At 72.6% G+C, this 23,033-nt stretch carries 19 protein-coding genes; 10 read left to right on the top strand and 9 right to left on the bottom strand.

Annotation, left to right across the window (positions count from 1 at the left end):
- Positions 1–3: 3 nt before the first annotated feature.
- The gene (locus tag RB608_RS17025) at positions 4–801 is read left to right on the top strand and encodes a hypothetical protein (RefSeq protein WP_308089235.1); all 798 of its coding nucleotides are present in this window, start codon (positions 4–6) and stop codon (positions 799–801) included.
- Here RB608_RS17025 and RB608_RS17020 read toward each other — a convergent pair whose 3' ends face one another.
- Positions 802–1,473 carry a thymidine kinase gene (locus tag RB608_RS17020; RefSeq protein ID WP_308089234.1) on the bottom strand — a complete coding sequence of 224 codons (672 nt, stop codon included), beginning with the start codon at positions 1,471–1,473 and terminating at the stop codon, positions 802–804.
- A 132-nt stretch (positions 1,474–1,605) separates the two neighbouring features.
- Here RB608_RS17020 and RB608_RS17015 point away from each other — a divergent pair, with 132 nt between their 5' ends.
- Positions 1,606–2,793: a hypothetical protein gene (locus RB608_RS17015; protein ID WP_308089233.1), complete on the top strand. Its 1,188-nt coding sequence runs from the start codon at positions 1,606–1,608 to the stop codon at positions 2,791–2,793.
- A 9-nt stretch (positions 2,794–2,802) separates the two neighbouring features.
- Positions 2,803–4,830, top strand: a complete 2,028-nt coding sequence (locus tag RB608_RS17010; RefSeq protein WP_308089232.1) for a M3 family metallopeptidase — start codon at positions 2,803–2,805, stop codon at positions 4,828–4,830.
- Between the two features lie 25 nt (positions 4,831–4,855).
- Here RB608_RS17010 and RB608_RS17005 read toward each other — a convergent pair whose 3' ends face one another.
- The 3 genes from RB608_RS17005 to RB608_RS16995 all read right to left on the bottom strand — a co-directional run bounded on the left by RB608_RS17005 (position 4,856) and on the right by RB608_RS16995 (position 7,478).
- Entirely contained in the window at positions 4,856–5,983 is a 1,128-nt protein-coding gene (locus tag RB608_RS17005; RefSeq protein WP_308089231.1) for a PQQ-dependent sugar dehydrogenase, read from the bottom strand.
- A gap of 45 nt (positions 5,984–6,028) precedes the next feature.
- A complete protein-coding gene (gene panB / locus RB608_RS17000; protein ID WP_308089230.1) occupies positions 6,029–6,904 on the bottom strand; it encodes a 3-methyl-2-oxobutanoate hydroxymethyltransferase in 876 nt (291 codons plus the stop codon).
- Between the two features lie 139 nt (positions 6,905–7,043).
- Positions 7,044–7,478: a DUF3995 domain-containing protein gene (locus RB608_RS16995; protein WP_308089229.1), complete on the bottom strand. Its 435-nt coding sequence runs from the start codon at positions 7,476–7,478 to the stop codon at positions 7,044–7,046.
- A 64-nt stretch (positions 7,479–7,542) separates the two neighbouring features.
- Between RB608_RS16995 and RB608_RS16990 the strand changes: the two genes are divergently transcribed.
- Positions 7,543–8,121 (top strand): TetR family transcriptional regulator, encoded by a 579-nt coding sequence (locus RB608_RS16990; RefSeq protein ID WP_308089228.1) that lies wholly within the window; start codon positions 7,543–7,545, stop codon positions 8,119–8,121.
- Here the strand turns inward: RB608_RS16990 and RB608_RS16985 are convergent.
- On the bottom strand, positions 8,105–8,566 hold the full coding sequence (locus tag RB608_RS16985) for a VOC family protein (RefSeq protein WP_308089227.1): 462 nt from the start codon (positions 8,564–8,566) through the stop codon (positions 8,105–8,107). The two genes, RB608_RS16990 and RB608_RS16985, sit on opposite strands and share 17 nt — an antisense overlap.
- Before the next feature lie 117 nt (positions 8,567–8,683).
- Here RB608_RS16985 and RB608_RS16980 point away from each other — a divergent pair, with 117 nt between their 5' ends.
- The gene (locus RB608_RS16980; protein ID WP_308089226.1) at positions 8,684–10,315 is read left to right on the top strand and encodes a SigE family RNA polymerase sigma factor; all 1,632 of its coding nucleotides are present in this window, start codon (positions 8,684–8,686) and stop codon (positions 10,313–10,315) included.
- A gap of 9 nt (positions 10,316–10,324) precedes the next feature.
- Complete coding sequence (locus RB608_RS16975) at positions 10,325–12,340, top strand: NAD(+) synthase (protein ID WP_308089225.1); 2,016 nt, start codon at positions 10,325–10,327, stop codon at positions 12,338–12,340.
- 6 nt (positions 12,341–12,346) lie between these two features.
- Here the strand turns inward: RB608_RS16975 and RB608_RS16970 are convergent, their stop codons facing one another.
- A complete protein-coding gene (locus RB608_RS16970) occupies positions 12,347–12,811 on the bottom strand; it encodes a hypothetical protein (protein WP_308089224.1) in 465 nt (154 codons plus the stop codon).
- Between the two features lie 122 nt (positions 12,812–12,933).
- Between RB608_RS16970 and RB608_RS16965 the strand changes: the two genes are divergently transcribed.
- The 3 genes from RB608_RS16965 to RB608_RS16955 all read left to right on the top strand — a co-directional run bounded on the left by RB608_RS16965 (position 12,934) and on the right by RB608_RS16955 (position 18,189).
- Positions 12,934–13,608 (top strand): helix-turn-helix domain-containing protein, encoded by a 675-nt coding sequence (locus RB608_RS16965; RefSeq protein WP_308089223.1) that lies wholly within the window; start codon positions 12,934–12,936, stop codon positions 13,606–13,608.
- Between the two features lie 23 nt (positions 13,609–13,631).
- The gene (locus tag RB608_RS16960) at positions 13,632–14,972 is read left to right on the top strand and encodes a glutamine synthetase family protein (protein WP_308089222.1); all 1,341 of its coding nucleotides are present in this window, start codon (positions 13,632–13,634) and stop codon (positions 14,970–14,972) included.
- A gap of 289 nt (positions 14,973–15,261) precedes the next feature.
- Positions 15,262–18,189: a bifunctional [glutamine synthetase] adenylyltransferase/[glutamine synthetase]-adenylyl-L-tyrosine phosphorylase gene (locus tag RB608_RS16955; RefSeq protein ID WP_308089221.1), complete on the top strand. Its 2,928-nt coding sequence runs from the start codon at positions 15,262–15,264 to the stop codon at positions 18,187–18,189.
- 170 nt (positions 18,190–18,359) lie between these two features.
- Here the strand turns inward: RB608_RS16955 and RB608_RS16950 are convergent, their stop codons facing one another.
- Positions 18,360–18,593 (bottom strand): hypothetical protein, encoded by a 234-nt coding sequence (locus RB608_RS16950; RefSeq protein ID WP_308089220.1) that lies wholly within the window; start codon positions 18,591–18,593, stop codon positions 18,360–18,362.
- Complete coding sequence (locus tag RB608_RS16945; protein WP_308089219.1) at positions 18,590–19,993, bottom strand: glycosyltransferase family 2 protein; 1,404 nt, start codon at positions 19,991–19,993, stop codon at positions 18,590–18,592. Before RB608_RS16945 ends, RB608_RS16950 begins: the two co-directional genes overlap by 4 nt.
- 166 nt (positions 19,994–20,159) lie before the next feature.
- Between RB608_RS16945 and RB608_RS16940 the strand changes: the two genes are divergently transcribed.
- A complete protein-coding gene (locus RB608_RS16940; protein WP_308089218.1) occupies positions 20,160–21,842 on the top strand; it encodes an EAL domain-containing protein in 1,683 nt (560 codons plus the stop codon).
- Here RB608_RS16940 and RB608_RS16935 read toward each other — a convergent pair.
- Positions 21,836–23,026, bottom strand: coding sequence for an acyl-CoA dehydrogenase family protein (locus RB608_RS16935; protein ID WP_308089217.1), 1,191 nt, complete (start codon positions 23,024–23,026; stop codon positions 21,836–21,838). The two genes, RB608_RS16940 and RB608_RS16935, sit on opposite strands and share 7 nt — an antisense overlap.
- Positions 23,027–23,033 lie beyond the last annotated feature (7 nt).

Below are 23,033 nucleotides of genomic sequence, written 5' to 3'. Positions count from 1 at the left end.
GGCATGAAGCTCTCTCGGGTCTTCGCCTCGCTGTGCGCCGCCACCCTCGCTCCTGTCGTCCTGGCCGCTCCGGCCGCGCATGCCGACCAGCACTACTCCGGCGTCCTCGACTCCAGCGATCCGATGCCGAGCGCGCCGCTCGCCTGGCCCGACGAGGTCAACGACACCTGCGCCGCGCCGGACGACTCTCCCCAGACCCGGGTCGAGACGGTGACCTTCGTGTCGACGACCGACGGCCCGCGGCGGTTCGTGCTGATCGCGCCGGCGGAGCCCACGCCACAGCTGTGGGTGTTCCGCAACGGCGTGTGCGTCGCCGCCGACTACGCTCCGGACGACGACTCCGATCTGGACACGCCAGGTCTGGTCGACGTCGAGGGCGTCCAGATCGCCAAGGGCGACCGGGTCGACGTGCTCATCGGCGACAAGATGAACGCGCTCGTCGAGCGTACGACGCCGTGGACCCTCGACGTGCTGCAGCCCGGCTCCAACAACGCCCCGGCGGTGGGTAAGGCGACCAGGTATGTCGCCCTCCCGGCGCAGGTCGTCTGCGCCGGCGCCACGGCACGCGCGACCCTCACCAAGAAGGGCCGGAAGCTCGCCCGCAGCGGCGCGATCACGCAGCTCGTGTTCCGTGCTGGTGGCGTCAAGGTGGCCAAGGTGAAGGCCGGCCGGATGGGGAGGGTCGCCAAGAAGGGGGTGCTGCTGCGCGGCGTGCCGGCGAGCGCGTCGTCGGTCGAGGTCGTGATGAAGGTGAAGGGCAGCAAGTCGCGGCGGGCGAGCCGGGCCTACAGCGCCTGCTGATCAGACGAACGGCAGCGGCTCCGGCGAGAGGCTGACCGCCCGCGCTCGCGCGGCGGTCAGCCCGCGCCGGTGGTGCTGGCGGCACAGCACCTCGTAGGCCACGTCGGCGTCGTCGACCACGGCGGGCGGCTGCTCGGCGAGGTCGTCCACGTCGCCGACCACGATCACCTCGCCCTCGGTGACCATGACGCCGTTCTCCGTGCGGGCGTTGTGGGTGGCGCGCTTGCCGCACCAGCACAGGGCCTCGACCTGGAGGACCTCGGTGCGGTCGGCCAGCTCGACCAGGCGGGCGGCGCCGGGGAAGAGCCGGGTCCGGAAGTCGGTGAGGATGCCGAAGCAGAAGACGTCGATCTGCAGCTCGTCGACGATCTTGGCCAGCTGGTCGACCTGCTCGGCGGTGTAGAACTGCGCCTCGTCACAGATCAGGTAGTCGATCCGGGCGCCCTGGGTCAGGGCATCGACGGTGTAGCGCCAAAAGTCGAGGTCGGGGGCGACCTCGAGCGCGTCGGCCACCAGGCCCAGCCGCGAGGACACCATCGCCGCGCCGGCCCGGTCGTGGGAGGTGAACAGCCGTCCCCGCCGACCGCGGGCCGCGTGGTTGTGATTGGTCTGCAGGGCCAGTGTCGACTTTCCGGTGTCCATCGTCCCGGTTCGGAAGATCAGCTCGGCCACCCGCGCATCCTCCTCCGCCCCTCACCCGGGTGACAACTTCGTGACCAGCCGGACAAGTTCTTGCGGTTTGCGTGAGCACGGCAGGATTTCGAGCGAGACTAGTGACTCTCTGACCAGGAAGCAGGTGGACCCATGGTGGTCGTCGTCCGGCCGTCCGGGCGTGGCGTCCGACGGGGCGTCACGATCGTGTCGGTGCTGGCCGCCGTCGCCGTCGTCCTGACCACGACCGGAGTCGTCGGCGATCGCTCGTCCTCCGACACCGACCGCCCGGCCGCCGCGACCCCGACGCAGGCGCCCGTCCCGGTCGCCCCGGCCCCGGCGCCCCCGGCCGCCCTGGCGCCCGCCGCGGAGAGCGTCCCGGACCTGGTGGTCCGCAGTGTCGCCGCCCGGACCCGCGACGACGACCGGCTGGCCGAGGCGCCCACCGAGATCGTGATGGCCTACCAGCGGGCGGCGACGGTCATCAACGCGGCAGCGCCCTGCAACCTCGACTGGATGGTCCTGGCCGCACTAGGCAAGCTCGCGTCGAGCCACGGGCAGGGTCCTGCCGTCGGCCGGCCCCTCAACGGCCGGGCGGGGCGCAGCCGGGTCTCCGACACCGACGCCGGCGCGCTCGACGGGAACCCGCGCTGGGACGCGCCGGTCGGACCCATGGGCCTGCTGCCCGAGATCTGGTCGCGGGTCGCGGTCGACGCCGACGGCGACTCGGTGCGCGACGTCAACGACATCGACGACGCCACCCTGGGCGTGGCCGTGCTGCTCTGCGCAGGCGGCAAGGACCTCTCCGACGACCAGGCTCTGGGCGTGGCGCTGCGCACCTACGACGCCTCGCCGGGCTTCCCCCGCACCGTCCGCCGGCTCGTGGCCGGCTACCAGGCCGAGGCGGTGGAGATGTCCGCGGCGGCCCTGGCCCTGGCGCGCACGACGACCGTCCCGGTCGCCGTACCACTCGACGCAGCGGCGCCTGCGGTCTGCGACTGCACCGACATCGTCTCGACCCTGGCCCAGGTCGTCGCGGTGCTCAACGCCCCGGTCGGCCTGCCCCAGCCCCCGCCGGCACCGGCCGGACAGCCGGCGGCGTCGGGTCCGCCGCCCACCACCGGCCCCGCCCCGCAGCCCAAGCCGGACCCGAAGCCCGAGCCGGAGCCGGAGCCCACCCCGGAGCCCGAGCCCACTCCGGGGCCGGGGTCCACGACAGGGCCCGAGACGCCGGCGGACCAGCCGCCCGCGACCGAGCCCGGCACCGAGGCGACCACCGAGACGACCGCTGAGGCCGAGATCGTGCCCGCGACCGAGCCGGAGGCCGGACCCATCTCCTAAGGTGAGTCCGTGACGACGGACGCACTTCTCGGGTCCAGCGACCTCCCGCACCTGCTGCCGCGGTTCGCGGACATCGACGACCACGACTACGCCCCGGCGATCGAGGCGGCGATGGCGGAACAGCTCGCGGCGGTCGCCGCGATCAGCTCCGACCCCGAGCCACCGACCTTCGCCAACACCCTCGTCCCGCTGGAGCTCAGCGGGACCACCCTGGCGCGGGTGCTGCGGGTGTTCTGGAACAAGGCGAGCGCCGACGCCAACCCGGTGATCGACGCCGTCCGGGCGCAGTTCGCGCCCCGGCTCGCCGCCCACGGCGACGCGATCCTGCTCGATCCGGCGCTGTGGACCCGGCTGCAGGCCGTGTCCGCGGACCGCGCGGGACTGGAGCCGGAGGCGGCGTACCTCATCGAGCGCTACGTCACCGAGTTCCGTCTGGCGGGCGCGGCTCTCGGCGACGCCGACAAGGCCCGCCTCCGCGAGCTCAACGAGCGGATCTCCAGCCAGGAGACCGCCTTCGAGCTGGCGCTGCAGGCCGACAGCAACGAGCTCGCGGTCGTCGTCGACGACCCGTCGGCGCTGGCGGGCCTGACGCCGGGGGAGATCTCGGCCACGGCCGCCGCGGCGGAGGCGCGCGGCCTGACCGGGCAGCACCTGCTCACCCTCGTGCTCCCGACCGCGCACCCCCACCTCGCCTCGCTCACCGACCGCGACCTGCGCCGCCGGCTCTCCGAGGCCCAGCGCAGCCGCGGCAGCCGTGGCGGCGAGCACGACACCCGGGCCATCGCGCTCGACGTCCTGCGGCTGCGCGCCGAGCGGGCCCGGCTACTCGGCTTCGACAACCACGCCGCGGCGGTGACCGCCGACAACACCGCCGGTACGCCCAAGGCGGTCCGCTCCCTGCTCGAGCGGCTCGCGGTGCCCGCCGCCCGCAATGCCCGCACCGAGCAGCAGGCGATGTCCGAGCTGGCCGGCTTCTCGGTGGAGCCGTGGGACTGGCCGTTCTACGCCGAGCGCGTCCGCACCGCCAGGTACGACGTCGACCTGGCCGCGCTGCGCCCCTGGTTCGAGGCGGAGCGGGTGCTGCGCGACGGGGTCTTCTTCGCCGCGGGGCGGCTCTACGGCCTGACCTTCGCCGAGCGGACCGACCTGCCGGGCTACCACCCGGACGTGCGGGTCTTCGAGGTGAGCCGCGACGGCAGCCCGATCGGTCTCTACCTGCTCGACCTCTACACCCGTGACACCAAGCGGGGTGGCGCGTGGATGAGCAGCTTCGTCACGCAGTCGGGTCTGCTCGGCGTCGAGTCGGCGGTCGTGGTCAACAACCTCAACGTGCCCAAGCCGGCCGCGGGGGAGGCGACGCTGTTGACCTGGGACGAGACGCGCACCCTGTTCCACGAGTTCGGTCACGCGCTGCACGGGCTGCTCGCGCGGGCCACCTACCCGAAGTTCGGGGGCACCGCGGTCTTCCGCGACTTCGTGGAGTATCCCTCCCAGGTCAACGAGATGTGGGTGCTGTGGCCCGAGGTGCTCGCCAGCTATGCCGTGCACCACGAGACCGGCGAGCCGATCCCCGCCGACGTCGTGGAGCGGCTGCGGGCGGCGGAGACGTTCAACGAGGGTTTCGCGACGAGCGAGTACCTCGCCGCCGCGCTGCTCGACCTCGCCTGGCACGAGCTCGGCCCGGACGACGTGCCGAGGGACCCCGCCGAGGTGACGGTCTTCGAGCAGCGCGCCCTGGCGGCCGCCGGACTCGACAACCCGGCCGTGCCGCCGCGCTACTCCACGCCGTACTTCGCCCACAGCTTCAGCTCCGGCTACGCCTCGGCATACTACTCCTACATCTGGAGCGAGGTCCTCGACGCCGACACCGTCGCCTGGTTCCGCGAGAACGGCGGGCTGACCCGCGAGAACGGCGAGCAGTACCTGCGCCACGTGATCGGCATCGGCGGGACCCGCGACCCGTTGGAGTCCTACGAGGAGTGGCGGGGGCGGCCCGCGCCGATCGAGCCCCTGTTGGTGCGCCGCGGACTCGTCTGAGTCCCGCCCCGGCCCACCCGATCGCTCAGGCCGGCCGGATCCGCAGCACGAGGTCCCGCCCATCACCGTTGTCGGTCGTGACGAGCAGCGCCCCGTCGGAGGCGGCCGTGACATCGCGCAGCCGGCCGTAGCCGCGCAGCTCGCGCGGCGCGCGGGTCCAGCGCACCCGGCCGCGGTCGTCGAGCTTCACGAACAGCAGCCGTTGACGCTTGAGGACGGCGACCGCGAGGCATCCGTCGAGGCGACCCCAGCCGGGGCCGGTGACGAAGGCGGCGCCCGAGGGGGCGATGGTCGGGTAGCCGGAGCGCCAGCGCGCGGCGTGCTGGCGGCCGGGGAGGCGCTGGTCGGTCATCGGACGGGTCTCGTCGTAGCCCGGGCCCGGGTTCCAGCCGTAGTTGCGGCCACGCCGGAGCAGGTTGATCTCGTCGTCGCGATCGGTGCCGTGCTCGACGGACCACCGCGTGCCGTCGGCGCGCTGGGCGAGCCCCTGCACGTTGCGGTGGCCGTAGGTGAGCAGGTAGCGGCGCTTGCCCTTGCGGTCGGCCCACGGGTTGCGCGGGTCGGGGCGGCCGGTGAACCGGTCGAGGCGCAGCACCTTGCCACCGAGGGAGCGGCGACTCTGCGGTGCGCGGGACCGGGTGGCGTCCCCGGTGCCGACGAGCAGCGACCCGTCGCGCGCGACGACGAGGCGGCAGCCGCCGTGACGTCCCGTCGGGCTGGTCGGCAGACCGGTGAGCAACGGGCTGGCCAGGGTCGCCGCGCTCAACGCGGTGTCGAGGGTCCAGGCGTTGACGCGGATGTCGCGGCTGCCGTCGTTGGCGAGCCAGCCCGAGCAGGTGTAGACGCGCCGGTTGGTGGCGAACGCCGGGTCGACGGCGAGTCCGAGCAGTCCGGTCTCGCCGAGACGCCACACCCGTGAGCTCGGGAAGTCGAGGTCTCGCGGGGTGCCCGGGCCGGCGGGGACGAGCGTCAGCGTGCTCCGGTCGCGCTGGGTGACGAGCAGGTCGCCGCCGGGCAGCTCCGCCACGTCCCACGGGTGGTCGAGGCCGTCGGCCACCACGTCGACCCGCAACGCGACCGCGCCGGCGGGCGCGGGGGCGAGCAGGGTCGCGACCAGGACGAGGACCGGCAGGACGGCGGGACGCACGCGCATGGGGTGACGGTACGCCGCCCGGCCGGTCTCATCCGGGCGCGAACCTCAGAAGGTGTGCTCCGGGCCGGGGAAGCTGCCGTCCTTGACCTCGGTGTCGTAGGACCGGGCGGCGTCGAGCAGGACCGAGCGCAGGTCGGCGTACTGCTTGACGAAGCGGGGCATCTTGCCGGTGCGCAGCCCGAAGGCGTCCTGCCAGACGAGCACCTGGCCGTCGCAGCGGTTGCCGGCGCCGATCCCGATCGTCGGGATCTCGAGCTCGGCGGTCACCTCGGCGGCCACGTCGCCGGGCACCATCTCCATGACGACCGAGAAGGCACCGGCCTCCTGGACCGCGAGGGCGTCGCGCCGGACCCGGTCGGCGGCGTCGCCGCGGCCCTGGACCCGGTAGCCGCCGAGGGTGTGCTCGGACTGGGGGGTGAACCCGATGTGCGCCATCACGGGGATGCCGCCGCGGGTCATCCGCTCGATCTGCGGGGCCATCTCGACGCCGCCCTCGAGCTTGACGCAGTGGGCGCCGCCCTCCTTCATGAACCGGGCGGCGGTCAGGTAGCCCTGCTCGGGCGAGGCCTGGTAGCTGCCGAACGGCAGGTCGCCGACCACGAGGGCGCGGGACACCGAGCGGCTCACCGCCCGGGTGAGCGGGATCAGCTCGTCGACCGTGACCGGCAGGGAGGTCGTGTTGCCGAGCACGTTGTTGGACGCGCTGTCGCCGACGAGGAGGACCTCGATGCCTGCCTCATCGAAGATCTGGGCGGTCAGCTGGTCGTAGCTGGTGAGCATCGAGAAGCGCTCGCCGCGCTGCTTCATCTCACGCAGATGGTGGGTGCGGATCCGCCTGATCGGCGCCGAACCGGACGGTGCCGGGGACGCGGCGGGGGCGCCGCCGTACGGCGCCGTCTCTTCGGGGGTGGTGCTGCTCATCGTCGAGCTCCGTTCGTGGTGACTCGCGGCCCGCGCATGCGGGTCCACGTTCGTGTGACGGGCACTGACGAGGCTAGTCGCGCGGAGGGGCCCGGCGCGCTGTGTGCTCGGTCACCCCGCAGCCCTTGTCGCGTCAGTGTCACGCCAGCGCGACGGTCGCTGTCGCAGCTCCCAGCACGAGGCACAGCGGCGAGTAGATCCGCAGGTTCAGGCGGCGGTACGACGGCGGGCGGTCGCCCCGTCCCGAGCCGGCCTCGGCGAGCCCGAGCGCGCCACGGCCGAGGAGCACGATCGCCACGCCCCAGGTCCCGGCGCGGGTGATGTCGTCGGACAGCGGGGACGACAACACCTCCCCGTGCAGCGCCACCAGCCAGGCGGCGACGGTCAGCGCGGCGGCGACCGCGACGGTCGCGGGGACGAACACCGCGCGACGCAGCGATCCGTCGCTGCGCCCGACGACGTCGCGTGCCAGGTCGGCGACGGTGGGCAGGGGCCAGGGCGTGACGGCCCAGGTCAGGTGGAGTGCCGCGATGGCGAGCAGTGCGGCTCCGATGGCGGCGGCGAGGACGGGCATGGCGGACTCCTTCGACACAGTTCCATACAACTCTGTATGGATATCCATACGGTACTGTATGGATATGCCGCAGGTGAAGGTCACGCGCGAGGAGTGGTTGTTCGCGGCGCTGGCGGCGCTGGCGGCGAGCGGTGTCAGCGGGGTGGCGGTCGACCCGCTCGCCAAGAAATTGGGCGTGACCCGGGGCAGCTTCTACTGGCATTTCAAGGACCGGGCCGCGCTGCTGAAGGAGGCGCTGCTGCTCTGGGAGGAGCAGTCCACCGTCGGCTTCATCGCGGGACTGTCCGACATCGTCGATCCTCGGACACGCCTCGAGGCGCTCTTCTACGGTGCGCTGACCGACGACACCGTCGCCGGGCTCGAGCCGGCGATCGTCGCGCACGCCCAGCACCCCGTCGTCGGAGCGGTGCTGGCCCGGGTCACCGAGAGACGGCTGGACCACCTGACGTCGCTGTTCGCCGAGGTCGGACTCGACGCAGCTGCCGCGCGGCGGCAGGCGGTGGCGACCTACGCCGCCTATCTGGGCTGGATCGAGCTGCGTCGCGCGGCACCGGGGATCGTGCCCGAGACCGCTGCCTCCCGGGAGTCACCGGCAGCGGAGGCGCTCGCACACCTGTTGGTGATGCTCACTCCGCGCGATTGACCGCATCGGCGGCGGCCTCGAGCTCCGCGACGACGATCCGCCGCATCCCCAGCATCGCCCGGCCGACGGCCAGGGCCCGTTCGGGATCCGGGTCGGCGGCCAGCTCGTAGAGGCGCGCCGGGACGATCTGCCAGGACAGGCCGAACCGGTCCTTCAGCCACCCGCAGACCGACTCCTCGCCGCCGTCGGCGAGGGAGTCCCAGTAGTAGTCGACCTCGAACTGGTCCGCACAGGAGATCGCGAACGACACCGCCTGGCTGAACGCGAACGCCGGCCCGCCGTTGATCGCGCGGAAGGTCAGGCCGTCGAGGGTGAACTCCCCGGCGCCCGAACCCAGGTGGTCGATCGAGGAGTTGGGGAAGATCGCGGTGTAGAAGCGGACGGCCTCCTCCAGGTCGTCGTCGAACCACAGGCAGGGCTGGATGTGGTTGCTCGCGATGCTCATGGCGGTGCAGACCGGTACCGGGCCGCCGACTCATCGCGAAGTCGCGCCAACCATCGAGCGAGCCCGTGGCGTTGGATGGGCAGAGGCAGACCGGAGCCGACGGGAGCACCGAGGACGATGGACGACGAGTTCAGCGCATGGGCGGCGGGCGCCGAGGCGCCGCTGCTGCGTTCGGCGTACCTGCTCACGGGCGACCTGCACCGGGCCGAGGACCTGGTCCAGGAGGCCCTGGTCAAGGTCGCCCTGCGCTGGCGCCGGCTGCGGAGTGGGCACCCGACGGCGTACGCGCGGCGGGTGATCGCCCGCGACCACGTGTCCCTGTGGCGCCGGAACGGGCGGGAGGTCCCGGCCTCGGATCCGGTCGCTCGGTCGGCCGCGGTGTCCTCGGACCCCGACGCCGTGCTCGTCGTGCAGAAGGCACTGGCGCGGCTGACGTCGGCACAGCGGGCGGTCGTGGTGCTGCGCCACTTCGACGACCTGACCGAGCGCGAGACCGCCGAGGTCCTCGGTGTCGCGATCGGGACGGTGAAGAGCCAGAACGCCGCCGCGCTGGCCCGGCTGCGCACCGGGGCGCCGGAGCTGCTCGACCTGGTCCGGCCCGCTGCCCGGGGCGAGGCGGCGGTGCGGGAGGCGCGACGGCGGCGTACGCAGCAGCGGGTGGTCGGCGGCGCGGCGCTGGCCGTCGTGCTGATCGTGCTGCTCGGCGTTCTGGTGACCCGGCAGGGAGGCGATGCCGAGCCGCCGCCCGTCGCACCGACGAGCGGTACGACGGGGGTGACGGAGACCGCTGTAGAGGCCCGGATCGACGCCTGGGACCCGCTCACGCTGGCCGCCGCCCCGGTGCGCCCGTCCCTGCTGCCGCGCCGCGTCGACCCGCCCGCGAGTGCACCGAGCATCCGCGACCGGCTGCCGGGCCGAGCCCTGCTGGCCTGGCCCCGGCCGAACCGTGACGTGCTGCTGCTCGGCGACGACGAACAGTGGAGCAGCGTCCCGGACACCAGCGACAAGGTCACCACCGCCCTCTCGTACGACGGCCGCCGGCTCGCCCTCGGCACCGCCGCCGGCGTGCGGGTCGTCGACCTGAGCACCGGCGACGACGCGGTGTTGCCGTGGCCCGACTCGCTCGCGGGTCCCTGGGACGCCACGCCGGAGCTGCGCTGGCTCCCCGGCGGCGAGGAGCTGGCCGTGCTGCACTGGCGGGACACCTGGGTGATGGGGCTCGACGGCTCGTCGCGCAAGCCGCCGTGGGGCGCGGGCTACGGACTCGGTCTCGGGATCGACCCACGCCCCGGCGGGGACGTGGTCGAGCAGCCGGAGGCCTTCGCGGGCTTCGACGTGTGGCAGGGCGACAGCGAGGTGCGCAGCCTGCCGTCGAACCTCTGGACCAACAGCGTCGCCCTCGGGTACGGCCGGGTCGCGGCGGTCGGCGCCGGCACCCGGCTTCCGACGGAGGAGACGGGACCGCTGCTGCTCGACGCCGCGACCGGAGAGCTCCTCGCCGCCGCGACCGCGCCGGACCCGAACGGTGTCTATGGCAACGGGCAGTACCTCTCCGTCGTCGACCTGCTCGACGCCGACACCGTGCTGCTACGCGCCTCGCCCGTCAGCGAGCCGACGATCGAGCCGGCCGACGAGACCTGGTACCTCGCCGTCTGGCATGCCGACACCGGCTCCTTCGAGCGGCTGACCAGCGGGTCCGCGGCTTTGCGCGAGGCGAGCGTCGCGGTCGGCACCCTCGCCGGTCCCTAGACTCGGCCCGTGGACTTCTACTCGGCCTACGCCCACGGGTTCGCCCGGATCGCCGCGGTGACGCTGCCCGTCGCCATCGCGGACCCGGCGACCAACGCCGCCCGCACCGTCGAGCAGGCGCGCGCACTCCACGCCGACGGGGTGGCGGTCGCGGTCTTCCCGGAGCTGGGCCTGTCCGGGTACGCGATCGACGATCTCGTCCTCCAGGACACGCTGCTCGACGCGGTGCGCGAGGCGATCCTCGACCTGACCGTCGTCTCGGCCGATCTGCGGCCGGTTCTCGTGGTCGGCGCGCCGCTGGCGAGCGGCAACCGGGTGTTCAACTGCGCCGTGGTGATCCACGGCGGGCGGGTGCTCGGCGTGGCGCCGAAGTCGTACCTGCCGACCTACCGCGAGTTCTACGAGGCGCGCTGGTTCGCTTCGGGGGCCACGCAGCGCGCCACCGACGGCAGCACGATCGAGCTCAACGGCGAGCAGGTGCCGTTCGGCAACGACCTGATCTTCTCGGCCACCGACGTGCGCGGTCTCGACCTGCACGTCGAGGTCTGCGAGGACATGTGGGTGCCGATCCCGCCCAGCGCGACCGCAGCCCTGGCCGGGGCGACCGTGCTCGCCAACCTCTCCGGCAGCCCGATCACCATCGCCCGCGCCGAGGACCGCCACCTGCTCGCCCGCAGCGCGAGCGCCCGCTGCAACGCGGCGTACGTCTACGCGGCGGCTGGGTTGGGCGAGTCGACCACCGACCTGTCGTGGGACGGCCAGACGATGGTCTACGAGATGGGCGACCTGCTGGGGCAGAGCGAGCGCTTCCCCGACGGCCCGCGCGCCACGGTGGTCGACGTCGACCTCGACCGGCTGCGCCAGGAGCGGATGCGGCAGGGCACCTTCGACGACAACCGGGTCGCCGAGGGCGTCGAGCCGACGCACTTCGAGCGGGTGGAGTTCGAGCTCGAGCCGCCCGCCGGCGACATCGGGCTGCGCCGCAAGGTCGACCGGTTCCCGTTCGTCCCCGACGACCCCGCCCGGCTCGCCCAGGACTGCTACGAGGCCTACAACATCCAGGTCTCCGGGCTCGAGCAGCGGCTGTCGGCCATCGGCCAGCCCAAGATCGTGATCGGCGTCAGCGGCGGTCTGGACTCGACGCACGCGCTGATCGTCGCGGCCAAGGCGATGGACCGGCTGGGCCGCCCGCGCAGCGACATCCACGCGTTCACGCTGCCGGGCTTCGCGACGGGCGAGGCGACGAAGTCGTACGCGACCCGGCTCTCCCTGGCGCTGGGCTGCACCTTCGCCGAGCTCGACATCACGCCGGCCGCGACCCAGATGCTGCGCGACCTCGACCACCCGTTCAGTGACGGCGAGCCGGTCTACGACATCACCTTCGAGAACGTCCAGGCCGGCCTGCGCACCGACTACCTGTTCCGGCTCGCCAACCACCGGGGCGGCATCGTGCTCGGCACCGGTGACCTGTCCGAGCTGGCGCTCGGCTGGTGCACGTACGGCGTGGGCGACCAGATGTCGCACTACAACGTCAACGCGGGCGTGCCGAAGACGCTGATCCAGCACCTGATCCGCTGGGTGATCGACACCGACCAGCTCCACGACGGGCACTACGACGACGAGGCCGATCAGGTGCTCCAGGCGATCCTGGAGCAGGAGATCACCCCCGAGCTGATCCCCGGTGGCGAGCAGCGCACCGAGGACTCGGTCGGCCCCTACGCCCTGCAGGACTTCACGCTCTACCACGTGCTGCGCCGCGGCTACCGGCCCAGCAAGATCGCCTTCCTGGCCCACCACGCGTGGGGAAGCGGTGAGGCGTCGTACGACCTCGCGACGATCCGCAGGTGGCTCGAGGTGTTCGTCAGGCGCTTCTTCAGCAGCCAGTTCAAGCGCTCCGCGCTGCCCAACGGACCGAAGGTCAGCCCCGGCGGCACCATGTCGCCGCGCGGCGACTGGCGGATGCCGTCGGACGCCAGCCCGGCCGCCTGGCTGGCCGAGCTGGCGGCCGACGTCCCCACAGACTGACGGGCGCTACGCCTCCCTGCGGTGGTCGCCCCGCATCATCCGGGCCATCGCGAAGCAGCACACCGCGAGGGCGAGCATCCCGAGGCCGAGGAACTCCATCTGGTCGACGCTGAACAGGTTGACGGCCAGGAGGGTGAACCAGATGCCGAGGGCATCCCCGCCGAACTGGGGCATGGCAGCGACGAGCAGCCCGATCACGAGCGTGATCGCGCCGACCCACATCACCGCGTCGCCGGCGTCGCCGGGCAGCAGGTTGTCGGTCCAGGTCGCGATCGTGGCCTCCCAGGTGGCGGTCTCCGTCACGAGGCTGGTCATCATGTCGAGTCCCCACAGGATGGGGAGCAGGGTGAAGGTCGCCCAGAGGGCCACGCGGCCCTGGTGAGCGGCGTCGGCGGTGGCGAAGTGCGTGAGGTCGTGCATCTCCTCGCGCATCTCGTGGGTGAGGTTGTCCCACGCGTGGGTGCTGGCCATGTCCGGCCCCTTTCTGAGGTCCCCTTGTAAGGGACACCACAATTGACGGTAGACCTGTGCGGATCTTTCGGCAAGACTCGTGTCTGCTAGAGATTCCGCGCAGTCCGGGGGGAGGGGCCGAGATGGACGAGGCGTTCGGGCAACGGGTCGCGCGGGTGGGGTCGCTGGCCGATCCGGTGCGCCGCGCGCTCTACCGTTTCGTCGCCGAGCAGCCCGGCGCGGTGAGCCGGGACCAGGCGGCCAGCGGCGTCGACGTACCCCGGCACACGGCGAAGTTCCACCTCGAGCGACTCGTCGCCGAAGGCCTGCTGGTGACCGAGTTCCGCCGGCTGACCGGGCGTACGGGCCCCGGCGCGGGGCGACCCGCGAAGCTCTACCGCCGCTCGCGCCGAGAGCTGTCGGTGAGTGTGCCGAGCCGGCGCTATGACCTGGCCGGGCAGGTGCTGGCCGACGCGGTGGAGCGGACCTTGGAGGGGACCTCGATGGCCGATGCCCTGACCGCGGCCGCCGAGGACGCCGCCGAGCAGGTGGCGGGGCAGTTGCGGGGCGGGCACTCGTTGGCCGACGCGCTGGCCGCGCTGGGGTACGAGCCCCGTGCCGCCGAGGGCGGACTGGCCCTGGCGAACTGTCCCTTCGACCGGCTGGCGGCCGATCACCGCGGCCTGGTCTGCGGGCTCAACCACGCCTTTGTCGGGAGCCTGGCGCGACGGCTCGCCGGCCCGGACGACACCGCGGTGGCGATCGCTCCGGGGCCCGGGTGCTGCGTCCGGGTCGACGGTGCCGCAACACGCCCGTGACACGGCGACACTAGGCTGCGGCCATGGGTAAGCAAGAGGACTTCGTCCTGCGCGCTCTCGAGGAGCGCGACGTCCGGTTCGTGCGCCTGTGGTTCACCGACGTCCTGGGGTTCCTCAAGTCGGTGGCCGTCGCCCCCGCGGAGCTCGAGGGGGCCTTCTCCGAGGGCATCGGGTTCGACGGATCGGCGATCGAGGGCTTCGCGCGGGTCTACGAGGCCGACATGCTCGCGCTGCCCGACCCGACGACCTTCCAGATCCTGCCGTGGCGCAGCAGCGAGGGACCGGCCACGGCCCGGATGTTCTGCGACATCGTGATGCCCGACGGCTCCCCGTCGTACGCCGATCCGCGCAACGCGCTCAAGCGGACCCTGGGCAAGGCTGCCGAGCAGGGCTTCACCTTCTACACCCATCCCGAGATCGAGTTCTACCTGTTCAAGGACGAGCCGCGCGCGGGCGACGAGCCGGTGCCGATCGACCGCAGCGGCTACTTCGACCATGCCGCGCACTCGCACGGCTCCGACTTCCGCCGTGAGGCGATCACGATGCTCGAGGCGATGGGGATCTCGGTCGAGTTCAGCCATCACGAGGGCGGTCCCGGCCAGCAGGAGATCGACCTGCGCTACGCCGACGCACTCACCACCGCCGACAACATCATGACCTTCCGCACCGTCATCCGGGAGGTCGCGCTCAACCAGGGCATCTGGGCGACCTTCATGCCCAAGCCGTTCACCACGCACCCCGGCTCCGGCATGCACACGCACCTCTCCCTCTTCGAGGGCGACCAGAACGCCTTCTACGAGGCCGGTGCGGAGTACCAGCTCTCGCGTACCGGCCGTCAGTTCATCGCGGGCATCCTGCGCCATGCCAGCGAGATCAGCGTGGTCACCAACCAGTGGGTCAACTCCTACAAGCGGATGATGTTCGGCGGCGAGGCGCCGTCGTACATCTGCTGGGGCCACAACAACCGCTCCGCGATGGTGCGGGTGCCGATGTACAAGCCGATGAAGGGCCAGTCGACCCGCGTCGAGCTGCGCACCATCGACTCGGCGTGCAACCCCTACCTCGCGTACGCCGCCGTGCTCGCCGCCGGAATGAAGGGCATCGAGAACGACTACGAGCTGCCCCGCGAGGCGGAGGACGACGTCTGGGCGCTGACCGAGCGGGAGCGCCGCAGCCTCGGCATCGAGCCGCTGCCGAAGAGCCTGAACGAGGCGATCGAGGTGGCCGAGCACTCCGAGCTGCTGGCCGAGACGCTGGGGGAGCAGGTCTTCGACTTCTTCCTGCGCAACAAGCGGGCCGAGTGGGACGAGTACCGCGGTCAGGTCTCGGCCTTCGAGCGGGACCGCATGCTGCCCGTGCTGTGATGTCGGGGCCGAGCGTGTCGCCTATCGAAGGCTGCGCACGGACCCTTCGGGCCCATGCTTGCCTCCGATGCGCTGCGCGCGGGCGCCACGCTGCCGGCCGCGCGGTCGAGGCGGTCGGTGGTTGCGGCCGCCTGGCGGCACCAGGGAACGGTCCTGTGACTGTGGGGCCGAGCGTGTCGCCTATCGAAGGCTGCGCACGGACCCTTCGGGCCCATGCTTGCCTCCGATGCGCTGCGCGCGGGCGCCACGCTGCCCCCCGCCTGGCGGCAAGACGAGGGAAGGGACTCCGGTGATCCGGGCCACGCCGCGCACCGAGCTGCTCAGACTCGGCTTCGTCGACCTCGACCGGGCGGTCGCGGACCTCGAGCAGCTCGGGCCGGGCGGCACGGACCTGCTCGCGCTGCTGGGCCGCACCGCCGACCCGGACGCCGCGCTACGGGGGCTGTGCCGCCTCGCCGAGGCCGCTGAGGAGACGGGCGAGCGCGCCGCGCTGCTGGCCGCGGTCCGCGACGACGAGGGGACCGCGATGCGGCTGCTCGGTGTCCTCGGCGCGAGCGCGGCGCTGGCCGATCATCTGGCCACCCACCCGACGCACTGGCGTGAGCTCGCCGACCCGGCGCTGGGGTCGACCCGGCCCGCGGCCTGGGCCGTGCGTGCTGCGCTCCTCGACGCGGTCGCCGGGAAGCCCGACCGGGAGGCCGTCGACGCGCTGCGCGTGGAGTACCGCCGCCACCTGCTGCGGCTCGCCGCGCGCGACCTGACCCACCACCTCGGCGTGGACGACGCGGCCGCGGAGCTGTCCGATCTCGCGGCCGGGACGCTCGACGCGGCGCTCGCGGTCGCCCGGGTGCGACTGGGCGCGGCGGCCGACGACACCCGGCTGGCGGTTGTTGCGATGGGCAAGTGCGGCGGCCACGAGCTCAACTACGTCTCCGACGTCGACGTGCTCTTCGTGCACGACGGCGACGAGCGGGTCGCCGCGCGCCTGGCCGCGCAGCTGATGCAGGTCTGCGCCGACCACACCGCGGAGGGCACCATCTGGCCGGTCGACGCGGCGCTGCGTCCCGAGGGCAAGGCGGGGCCGCTGAGCCGGACCCTCGCCAGCCACCAGAGCTACTACGAGCGCTGGGCCGAGCCGTGGGAGTTCCAGGCGCTGCTCAAGGCGCGCCCGGTCGCCGGCGATCTCGCGCTCGGTGCCGAGTTCGTCGCGATGACCGCGCCGATGGTGTGGTCGGCCGCGGGCCGGGAGGGCTTCGTCGACGCCGCCCGGGCGATGCGACGGCGGGTCCTCGAGCACATCCCGGCCAAGGAGGCGGACCGCCAGCTCAAGCTCGGCGCCGGTGGGTTGCGCGACGTCGAGTTCGCTGTCCAGCTGCTCCAACTGGTGCACGGCCGCGCCGATGATTCGATCCGGCCGCCGACGACCCTGAGCGCGTTGGCCCGCCTGACGGAGGGGGGCTACGTGGGCCGCGAGGACGGCGAGGCGCTGCACCGGGCGTATGCCTTCCTGCGTCAGCTGGAGCACCGGATCCAGCTCCACCGGCTGCAGCGCACCCACGTCCTCCCGGCCGACGAGGCGTCGTTGCGTCGCCTCGGACGCAGCCTGGGCTTCCTCAAGGAGTCGCGCAAGCAGCTCGAGGAGACCTGGCAGGACCACCGCCGCGAGGTCAGCCGGCTGCACCAGAAGATCTTCTACCGGCCGCTGCTCACCGCGGTCGCCCGGATCGGCTCCGACGAGGTGCGCCTGTCCTCGGAGGCCGCGGGCGAGCGGCTGGCCGCGCTCGGGTACGCCGACCCCCAGGCCGCGCTGCGCAACCTGGAGGCGCTGACGTCCGGTGTCAGCCGCACCGCGGCCATCCAGCGCACCCTGCTGCCCGCCATGCTGCAGTGGTTCGCCGAGTGCTCCGACCCGGACGGCGGGCTGTTCGGCTTCCGCCGGATCAGCGAGGCGCTGGGCCGCACGCCGTGGTACCTCTCGACGCTGCGCGACGAGGGCGAGGCCGCCGAGCGGCTGGCCCACCTGCTCGCGACCTCCCGCTACTGCACCGACCTGCTGGAGCGCGAGCCGGCCGGCGTCCGGCTCCTCGGCGGCGATCTGCGCCCGCTCGGCTCGGCCGCGTTGACCGAGGAGATGCTCGCCACCGGCCGCCGTCAGCAGGGCTTCGAGAAGGGGGTGCTCGCCCTGCGTGCGGTGCGCCGCCGCGAGCTGCTGCGCATCGCCGCCGGTGACGTCCTCGGGCTGGTCGACGTCATCGACGTCGGCAACGCGCTGACCCGGCTCACCGACGCGACCTTGGAGGCGACCCTGCAGGGCGCGATCGAGTCGACTCTCCGGGCCCGCGGGATCGACGACGCGCCGACCCGGATGGCGGTCATCGCGATGGGCCGCTACGGCGGCTTCGAGCTGTCCTACGGCAGCGATGCCGACGTGCTCTTCGTGCACGACCCGGTCGAGGGCACCGACGCCCACGAGGCCGCGACCTTCGCGCGGATCGTCGCCGAGGAGGTGCGCCGGGTGCTCGCGGTGCCCGGCCCCGACCCGGCACTCGTCGTCGACGCCGACCTGCGCCCCGAGGGGCGCCAGGGCCCGCTGGTGCGGACGCTGGAGGCGTACGCCGCCTACTACGCCAAGTGGTCCCATGTCTGGGAGGCTCAGGCCCTGCTGCGCGCCGACGCCGTCGTCGGCGACCAGGGCCTGCGCGACCGGTTCACCGCGCTCGTCGACCCGCTGCGCTACCCGGTCGGCGGCCTCACCGAGGACGACGTGGTCGAGGTGCGCCGGATCAAGGGCCGGGTCGACAAGGAGCGTCTCCCGCGGGGAGCGGACCCGGCCCTCCACCTCAAGCTGGGGCGCGGGGGGCTGGCCGACATCGAGTGGACCGTCCAGCTGCTCCAGCTGCGGCACGGCGCCGAGGTCCCCGGGTTGCGCACCACCCAGACCCTCCCTGCGCTGGAGGCGGCGGCCGAGGCCGGCCTGATCACCCACGACGACGCGCAGACGCTCGGCACCGCCTGGCGCCTCGCCACCCGGGTTCGCAACGCCGTCCTCCTCGCGCGCGGCCGGGGCGGCGACGAGTTCCCCCGCGCGCTCCTGGAGCGCCGCGCGGTGGCGGGCATCCTCGGCTACCAGCTCTCCGAGACCGACCGCCTCCTCGACGACTACCTGCGGGTCGCGCGGCATGCCCACGCGGTCGTCGATCGGGTGTTCTGGGAGTAGCCAGAGGGCCGCTGTTCACGTAGATGGACACGTGTCAGGCAATGCTCACCCAACCGGCCCAAATGAACCGTTGGTATGTCATGATGTCCGATGTCGGGCCGCGACCGACCCCCCCAGAGGTCGCGGCCCGACGCCCAGGCATGTTCGCCGCAGCCCCTCGGCGCGGCCCCTCAGCGCGGCCCGTCGGGATGGATGCTCCGGGTCTCCGCTCGCTCGTAGGTCCGCGGCAGGTGGTCGCCGACGAACACCTTCGGCAGTGCCTTGGCCACCGCCAGGGTCACGTAGACCATCGTGTTGATCGCGACGAACGCGGCCAGGACCGCGAACGCGTGCGAGCGCACCAACGACTCGGGGAACACGATGCCCAGCGACGACAGCAGCGGGGTGCCCATCAGGTGGCTCATGCGTCCACCCGGGCGCCGCGAGGGGTGCTCACGACGTGCTTCCAGTCGGCGTTGCGGCCCAGTGACATGTCGATGATGCCCTTCAGGTAGACGATGTCGAGGAAGAGCGCGTAGACCAGCTCGGGGAAGAGCGTCGCCGCGAGCAGCCGAGCCCGCCAGCCGCCGTGCCACACCGTCACGATCCGCTCGACGGTGAACACCAGGCCGGTGCCGAGCCAGAACGGGAACCAGACCCAGCTGTCGAAGGAGAGTGCCATGAGGAGCATGAGCAGCAGGTAGGAGAACAGCGCGATGACGCCGTACCCGATGCCGAGCTGTTGGGCCCAGTAGCGGAAGGTGGCAGGACGCAGGCCGTAGGCGCCGAGGTTCTCCAGGGCGCCGCGCTGCCAGCGCAGCCGCTGGGCCCACAGCGACCGCCAGGTCGGCATCACCTCGGTGACGACGGTGCACTCGGCCGGCGAGAGGGTGAGGCCGCCGAGGGCCTTGAGGGCCAGCGTGATCTCGTTGTCCTCGGTGAGGACGAGGGTGTCGTAGACGTCGCCCGGGACGCCGGGCAGCAGCCGGCCGCGTTCGGCGGCGACGGTGCGCAGGGCGCGGGGACGGAACACCGTGGCCGTGCCGGTCAGCACGAACACCCGGCCCCGGCGGCGGCGCAGGTCGCGGGCGTAGCGGGTGTACTCGTTGCGCTGGAACTGCCCGATCAGGCCCTTGCCCTCCTCGCCGTAGAACAGGCCGCCGACCGCCATCAGTGCGCGGTCGTCGGTCATCCGGCGCACCACCGCGTCGAGGAAGCCGTCGTCGAGCACGGTGTCGGCGTCCATCACCATGACGAGGTCGTTCTCGCCCTGCCCGGGCAGGATCCGGGTCAGCGCCTGGTTGAGCGCGCCGGCCTTCTTGTGCCGGTTGCCGATGCTCTCGACCACCTCGGCCCCCGAGCGGCGCGCGATCTCCGCGGTGTCGTCGGTGCAGTTGTCGGCAACGACGACGATCCGGTCGGGCGGGCGCGACTGGCCGGCGAGGGAGGCGAGCGTGGCCGCGATGCCCTGCGCCTCGTCGTGGGCCGGCACCAGGACGGTGAGGGTGACCGGGCCGTGGAAGACCCCGCGGGTCTCGGCCATCACGTGTCGGGGGGAGAGCGGCAGCCCGGCGCCGTCGTCGCTGCGACGTGCCCGGGTGGCGATCCGCCGCTCCAGCGCCGCGACACCCGCGGCGAAGAGCAGGGCCAGGCCCCCGGCGGCAGCCAGGGTCGGCACCGTCGGCGCCTCCGTGTCGTAGAGGATGTGCCAGGCCCCGAGGACGAGGCCGTCGGACGGCGCCGCCCGGCCCCGAGCCGTGTCCGACACCGACCACCAGAGCAGGCCGGCGCCGGCCAGCGCCGTCCCGAGAATGAGCAGTCCCACTGCTCGCTGCAACCAACCCACGAGATCCCCTTCCCTCGACTCGACCCTAGGCACGGCGCCGCGCCGTACGTCGAGGAACCCGACGATGCCGACCGTTCGGCGGCGCACCCCAGGACCAAGGTCCCGGTCCGCTCTGATCGCCGGGCTCCGGGCCGATGGGGGAGGGGTGACGGACCCCGGGGCGGAGAGCGACGCGCTCGCGGGCGCGATCGTCGACTCGATCCCGTTCAGCATCCTGGCGACCGACGCGTCCGGCCGGATCCGGATCGCCAACCCTGCGGCGGCGGCGCTCGTCGGCCGCGAGCAGTGCGAGCTCGTCGGCCGCTCTCTCGTCGAGATCGACGGCGCGGAGCGACAGCGCTACCCGGACGGCTCGCCGGTCCTCGCCCACGAGGCAGGGAACGAGGCGGAGTGGACCTACCGCCGCGAGGACGGCACCACGGTGCCGGTCTACGAGGCGATCGTCCCCCTCGCCCCCGACGAGGGGGCGGCGGGCGGCTTCCTCGTGGTGGCGTTCGACATCAGCCACCGGATCGAGGACCGCCGCCGCGTCGAGCACGTCGCGACCCATGACAGTCTCACCAACCTCCCGAACCGCTCGTTGCTCGTCCGGCACCTCGACCAGGCGCTGGAGCGGGCCGAGCGGAGTTCGCTTGACCTCGCGCTGGTGCTGCTCGATCTCGACCACTTCAAGCGGGTCAACGACTCGCTGGGCCACCACATCGGGGACGAGCTGCTGATCGTCGTCGCGGAGCGGTTGTTGGCGTGGTCCGGCACCGACGACCTGGTGGCGCGTCTGGGGGGCGACGAGTTCGTCATCGTGTTCGCCGAGCCGGGCTCGGGCGCCGAGCTGGACCGGCGGCTGGAGGAGCTGATGGCCGACGTCCTCGCGCCGGTGGTGCTCCACGGTTACGAGCTGGCCGTCACGGCCAGCCTGGGTGCGGTGCGCTTCCCCGCCGACGGCAGGGATCCGGGGGCGCTGCTCAAGCACGTCGACATCGCACTCGACCAGGCGAAGGCGGCCGGCCGGAACGCGATCCGCTGGTTCGAGCCGCAGATGCTGGTGGACAACAACGACCGGCTCGCTCTGTCCGCCGCGCTGCGACAAGCGCTGGACCAGGATGAGCTCTCGCTGGTCTACCAGCCCCAGGTCGACCTCGGCACCGGCGAGGTGGTGGGCGTCGAGGCGCTGGCCCGCTGGGCCAGCCCGTCCCTGGGCCCCGTACCGCCGGACCGCTTCATCCCGGTCGCCGAGGACGGCGGGATGATCGCCGAGCTGGGCGCCTGGGTCCTCACCACCGCCTGTGCCGCGCTGGCGCGGGTGCAGGAGCAGCTGGGCCGCCCACTGCGGCTCGCGGTCAACGTCTCCCCACGCCAGCTGCGGGGGCAGGCCTGGCTGGAGGAGATCGCCACGGCCATCGCGGACGCCGGCATCGAGCCGTCGCAGCTGGAGGTCGAGATCACCGAGGGTCTGCTCATCGAGGATCACGGCGATGTCGTCGCGACGCTCCAGTCCCTGCGCTCACTCGGCGTCTCGATCGTCATCGACGACTTCGGTCGCGGCTACAGCAGCCTCGCCTACCTGACCAGGTTCCCCATCGACCGGATCAAGATCGACCGGTCCTTCGTGCAGGAGATCGACTCCGCCGAGAACGCGGCGATCGTCGACGCGATCATCGTGATGGCCCACGCCCTGGGCATGACGGTCGTCGCCGAGGGCGTCGAGACGGCCGAGCAGGAGCAGTACCTGCGCCGGCGAGGGTGTGACGAGGTGCAGGGCTACCTCTACAGCCCCGGTGTCCCGGCCGGATCCCTGGGGATGGTGGCCCGGGCGCTGTCGCGTCAGTAGCTCCTCGGCAGCCCCAGCATCTGGGTGCCGATGTGGGCCAGGACGAGCTCCTCGGCGACGGGGATGTTCTTGGCGATCCGGGCATCGCGGAAGATCCGCTCGACCGGGTACTCCTTGGAGTAGGCCATCCCGCCGAGGGTCTGGAAGGCCTGGTTGGCCGCCTCCCAGCCGACCTGGGCGCCGGTGAGCTTGGCGACGTTGGCCTCGTTGCCGCAGGGCCGGCCCTGGTCGAAGAGCCACGCCGCCTGGTACGTCATCAGCCGGCCCAGCTCGGTCTTGGCCTTGATCTGCGCCAGCGGGAACTGCAGGCCCTGGTTGGCGCCGATCGGACGACCGAAGACCTCGCGTTGCCGGGCGTAGTCACAGGCGATCGCGAGGGCCGCGTCGGCGGTGCCGATGCCGCCGGACGCGGCGAGGATCCGCTCCGGGTTGAGGACGTCCCACAGCACGGCGAAGCCGGCATCGACCTCACCGATCACGTTGGCCGCCGGCACACGTACGTCGTCGAGGAACACCTGGCTGGAGTGCAGGATGTTGCTGCCCATCTTGGGGATCGGCGTGTACGACAGGGTGCCGTCGGCCAGCGCCTGCTTCACGTCGACGAGGAGCAGGGTGAACCCGGCGGTGCGCGACAGCCCGCGGGCGGTGGTCTCGGCGGCGGGGACGGTGCGGGTGACCGCGATCATCCAGTCTGCGTTCTCGACGTTGGAGATCCACACCTTCTGGCCCTTGATGACGAACTCGTCGCCGTCGCGGCGGGCGGCGGTCTTGATCTCGATGGCGTTGCTGCCGGCGTCGGGCTCGGTGAGCGCGAGGCAGAACTGCAGTGAGCCGTCGGCGAGGCCCGGCAGGATCCGCTGCCTCTGCTCGTCGGTGCCGTGCCGGGTGAGCGTCATGGCGCCGAAGCCCGGCGTGGTGACGTAGAAGAAGGTGCCGGCCACACCGCCGGAGGCGCACAGCGTCATGTTGGCGACCGCCAGCTCGAGCAGGCCCTGCCCACCGCCGCCGTACTCCTCGGGGATGCACAGGCCGAACCAGCCGCCGGCGCCGAGGTCGTCGAAGATCTCCCGCGGGAAGCGGTGCTCCTCCTCGCAGCGCGACCAGTAGGCGTGGTCGTAGCGCGCGGCGACGGCGGCGACGCCCTCGCGGACGGCCAGGGCGCTCTCGGGCAGGTCGAAGTCCATCGGGGTG

Origin of the sequence: Nocardioides sp. LHD-245 (genome assembly GCF_030929495.1) — a bacterium.
In the GTDB taxonomy this organism is placed as follows: domain Bacteria; phylum Actinomycetota; class Actinomycetes; order Propionibacteriales; family Nocardioidaceae; genus Nocardioides.
Note: the sequence above shows the minus strand (reverse complement) of the source record. Positions and strands in the feature narration are given on the sequence as shown.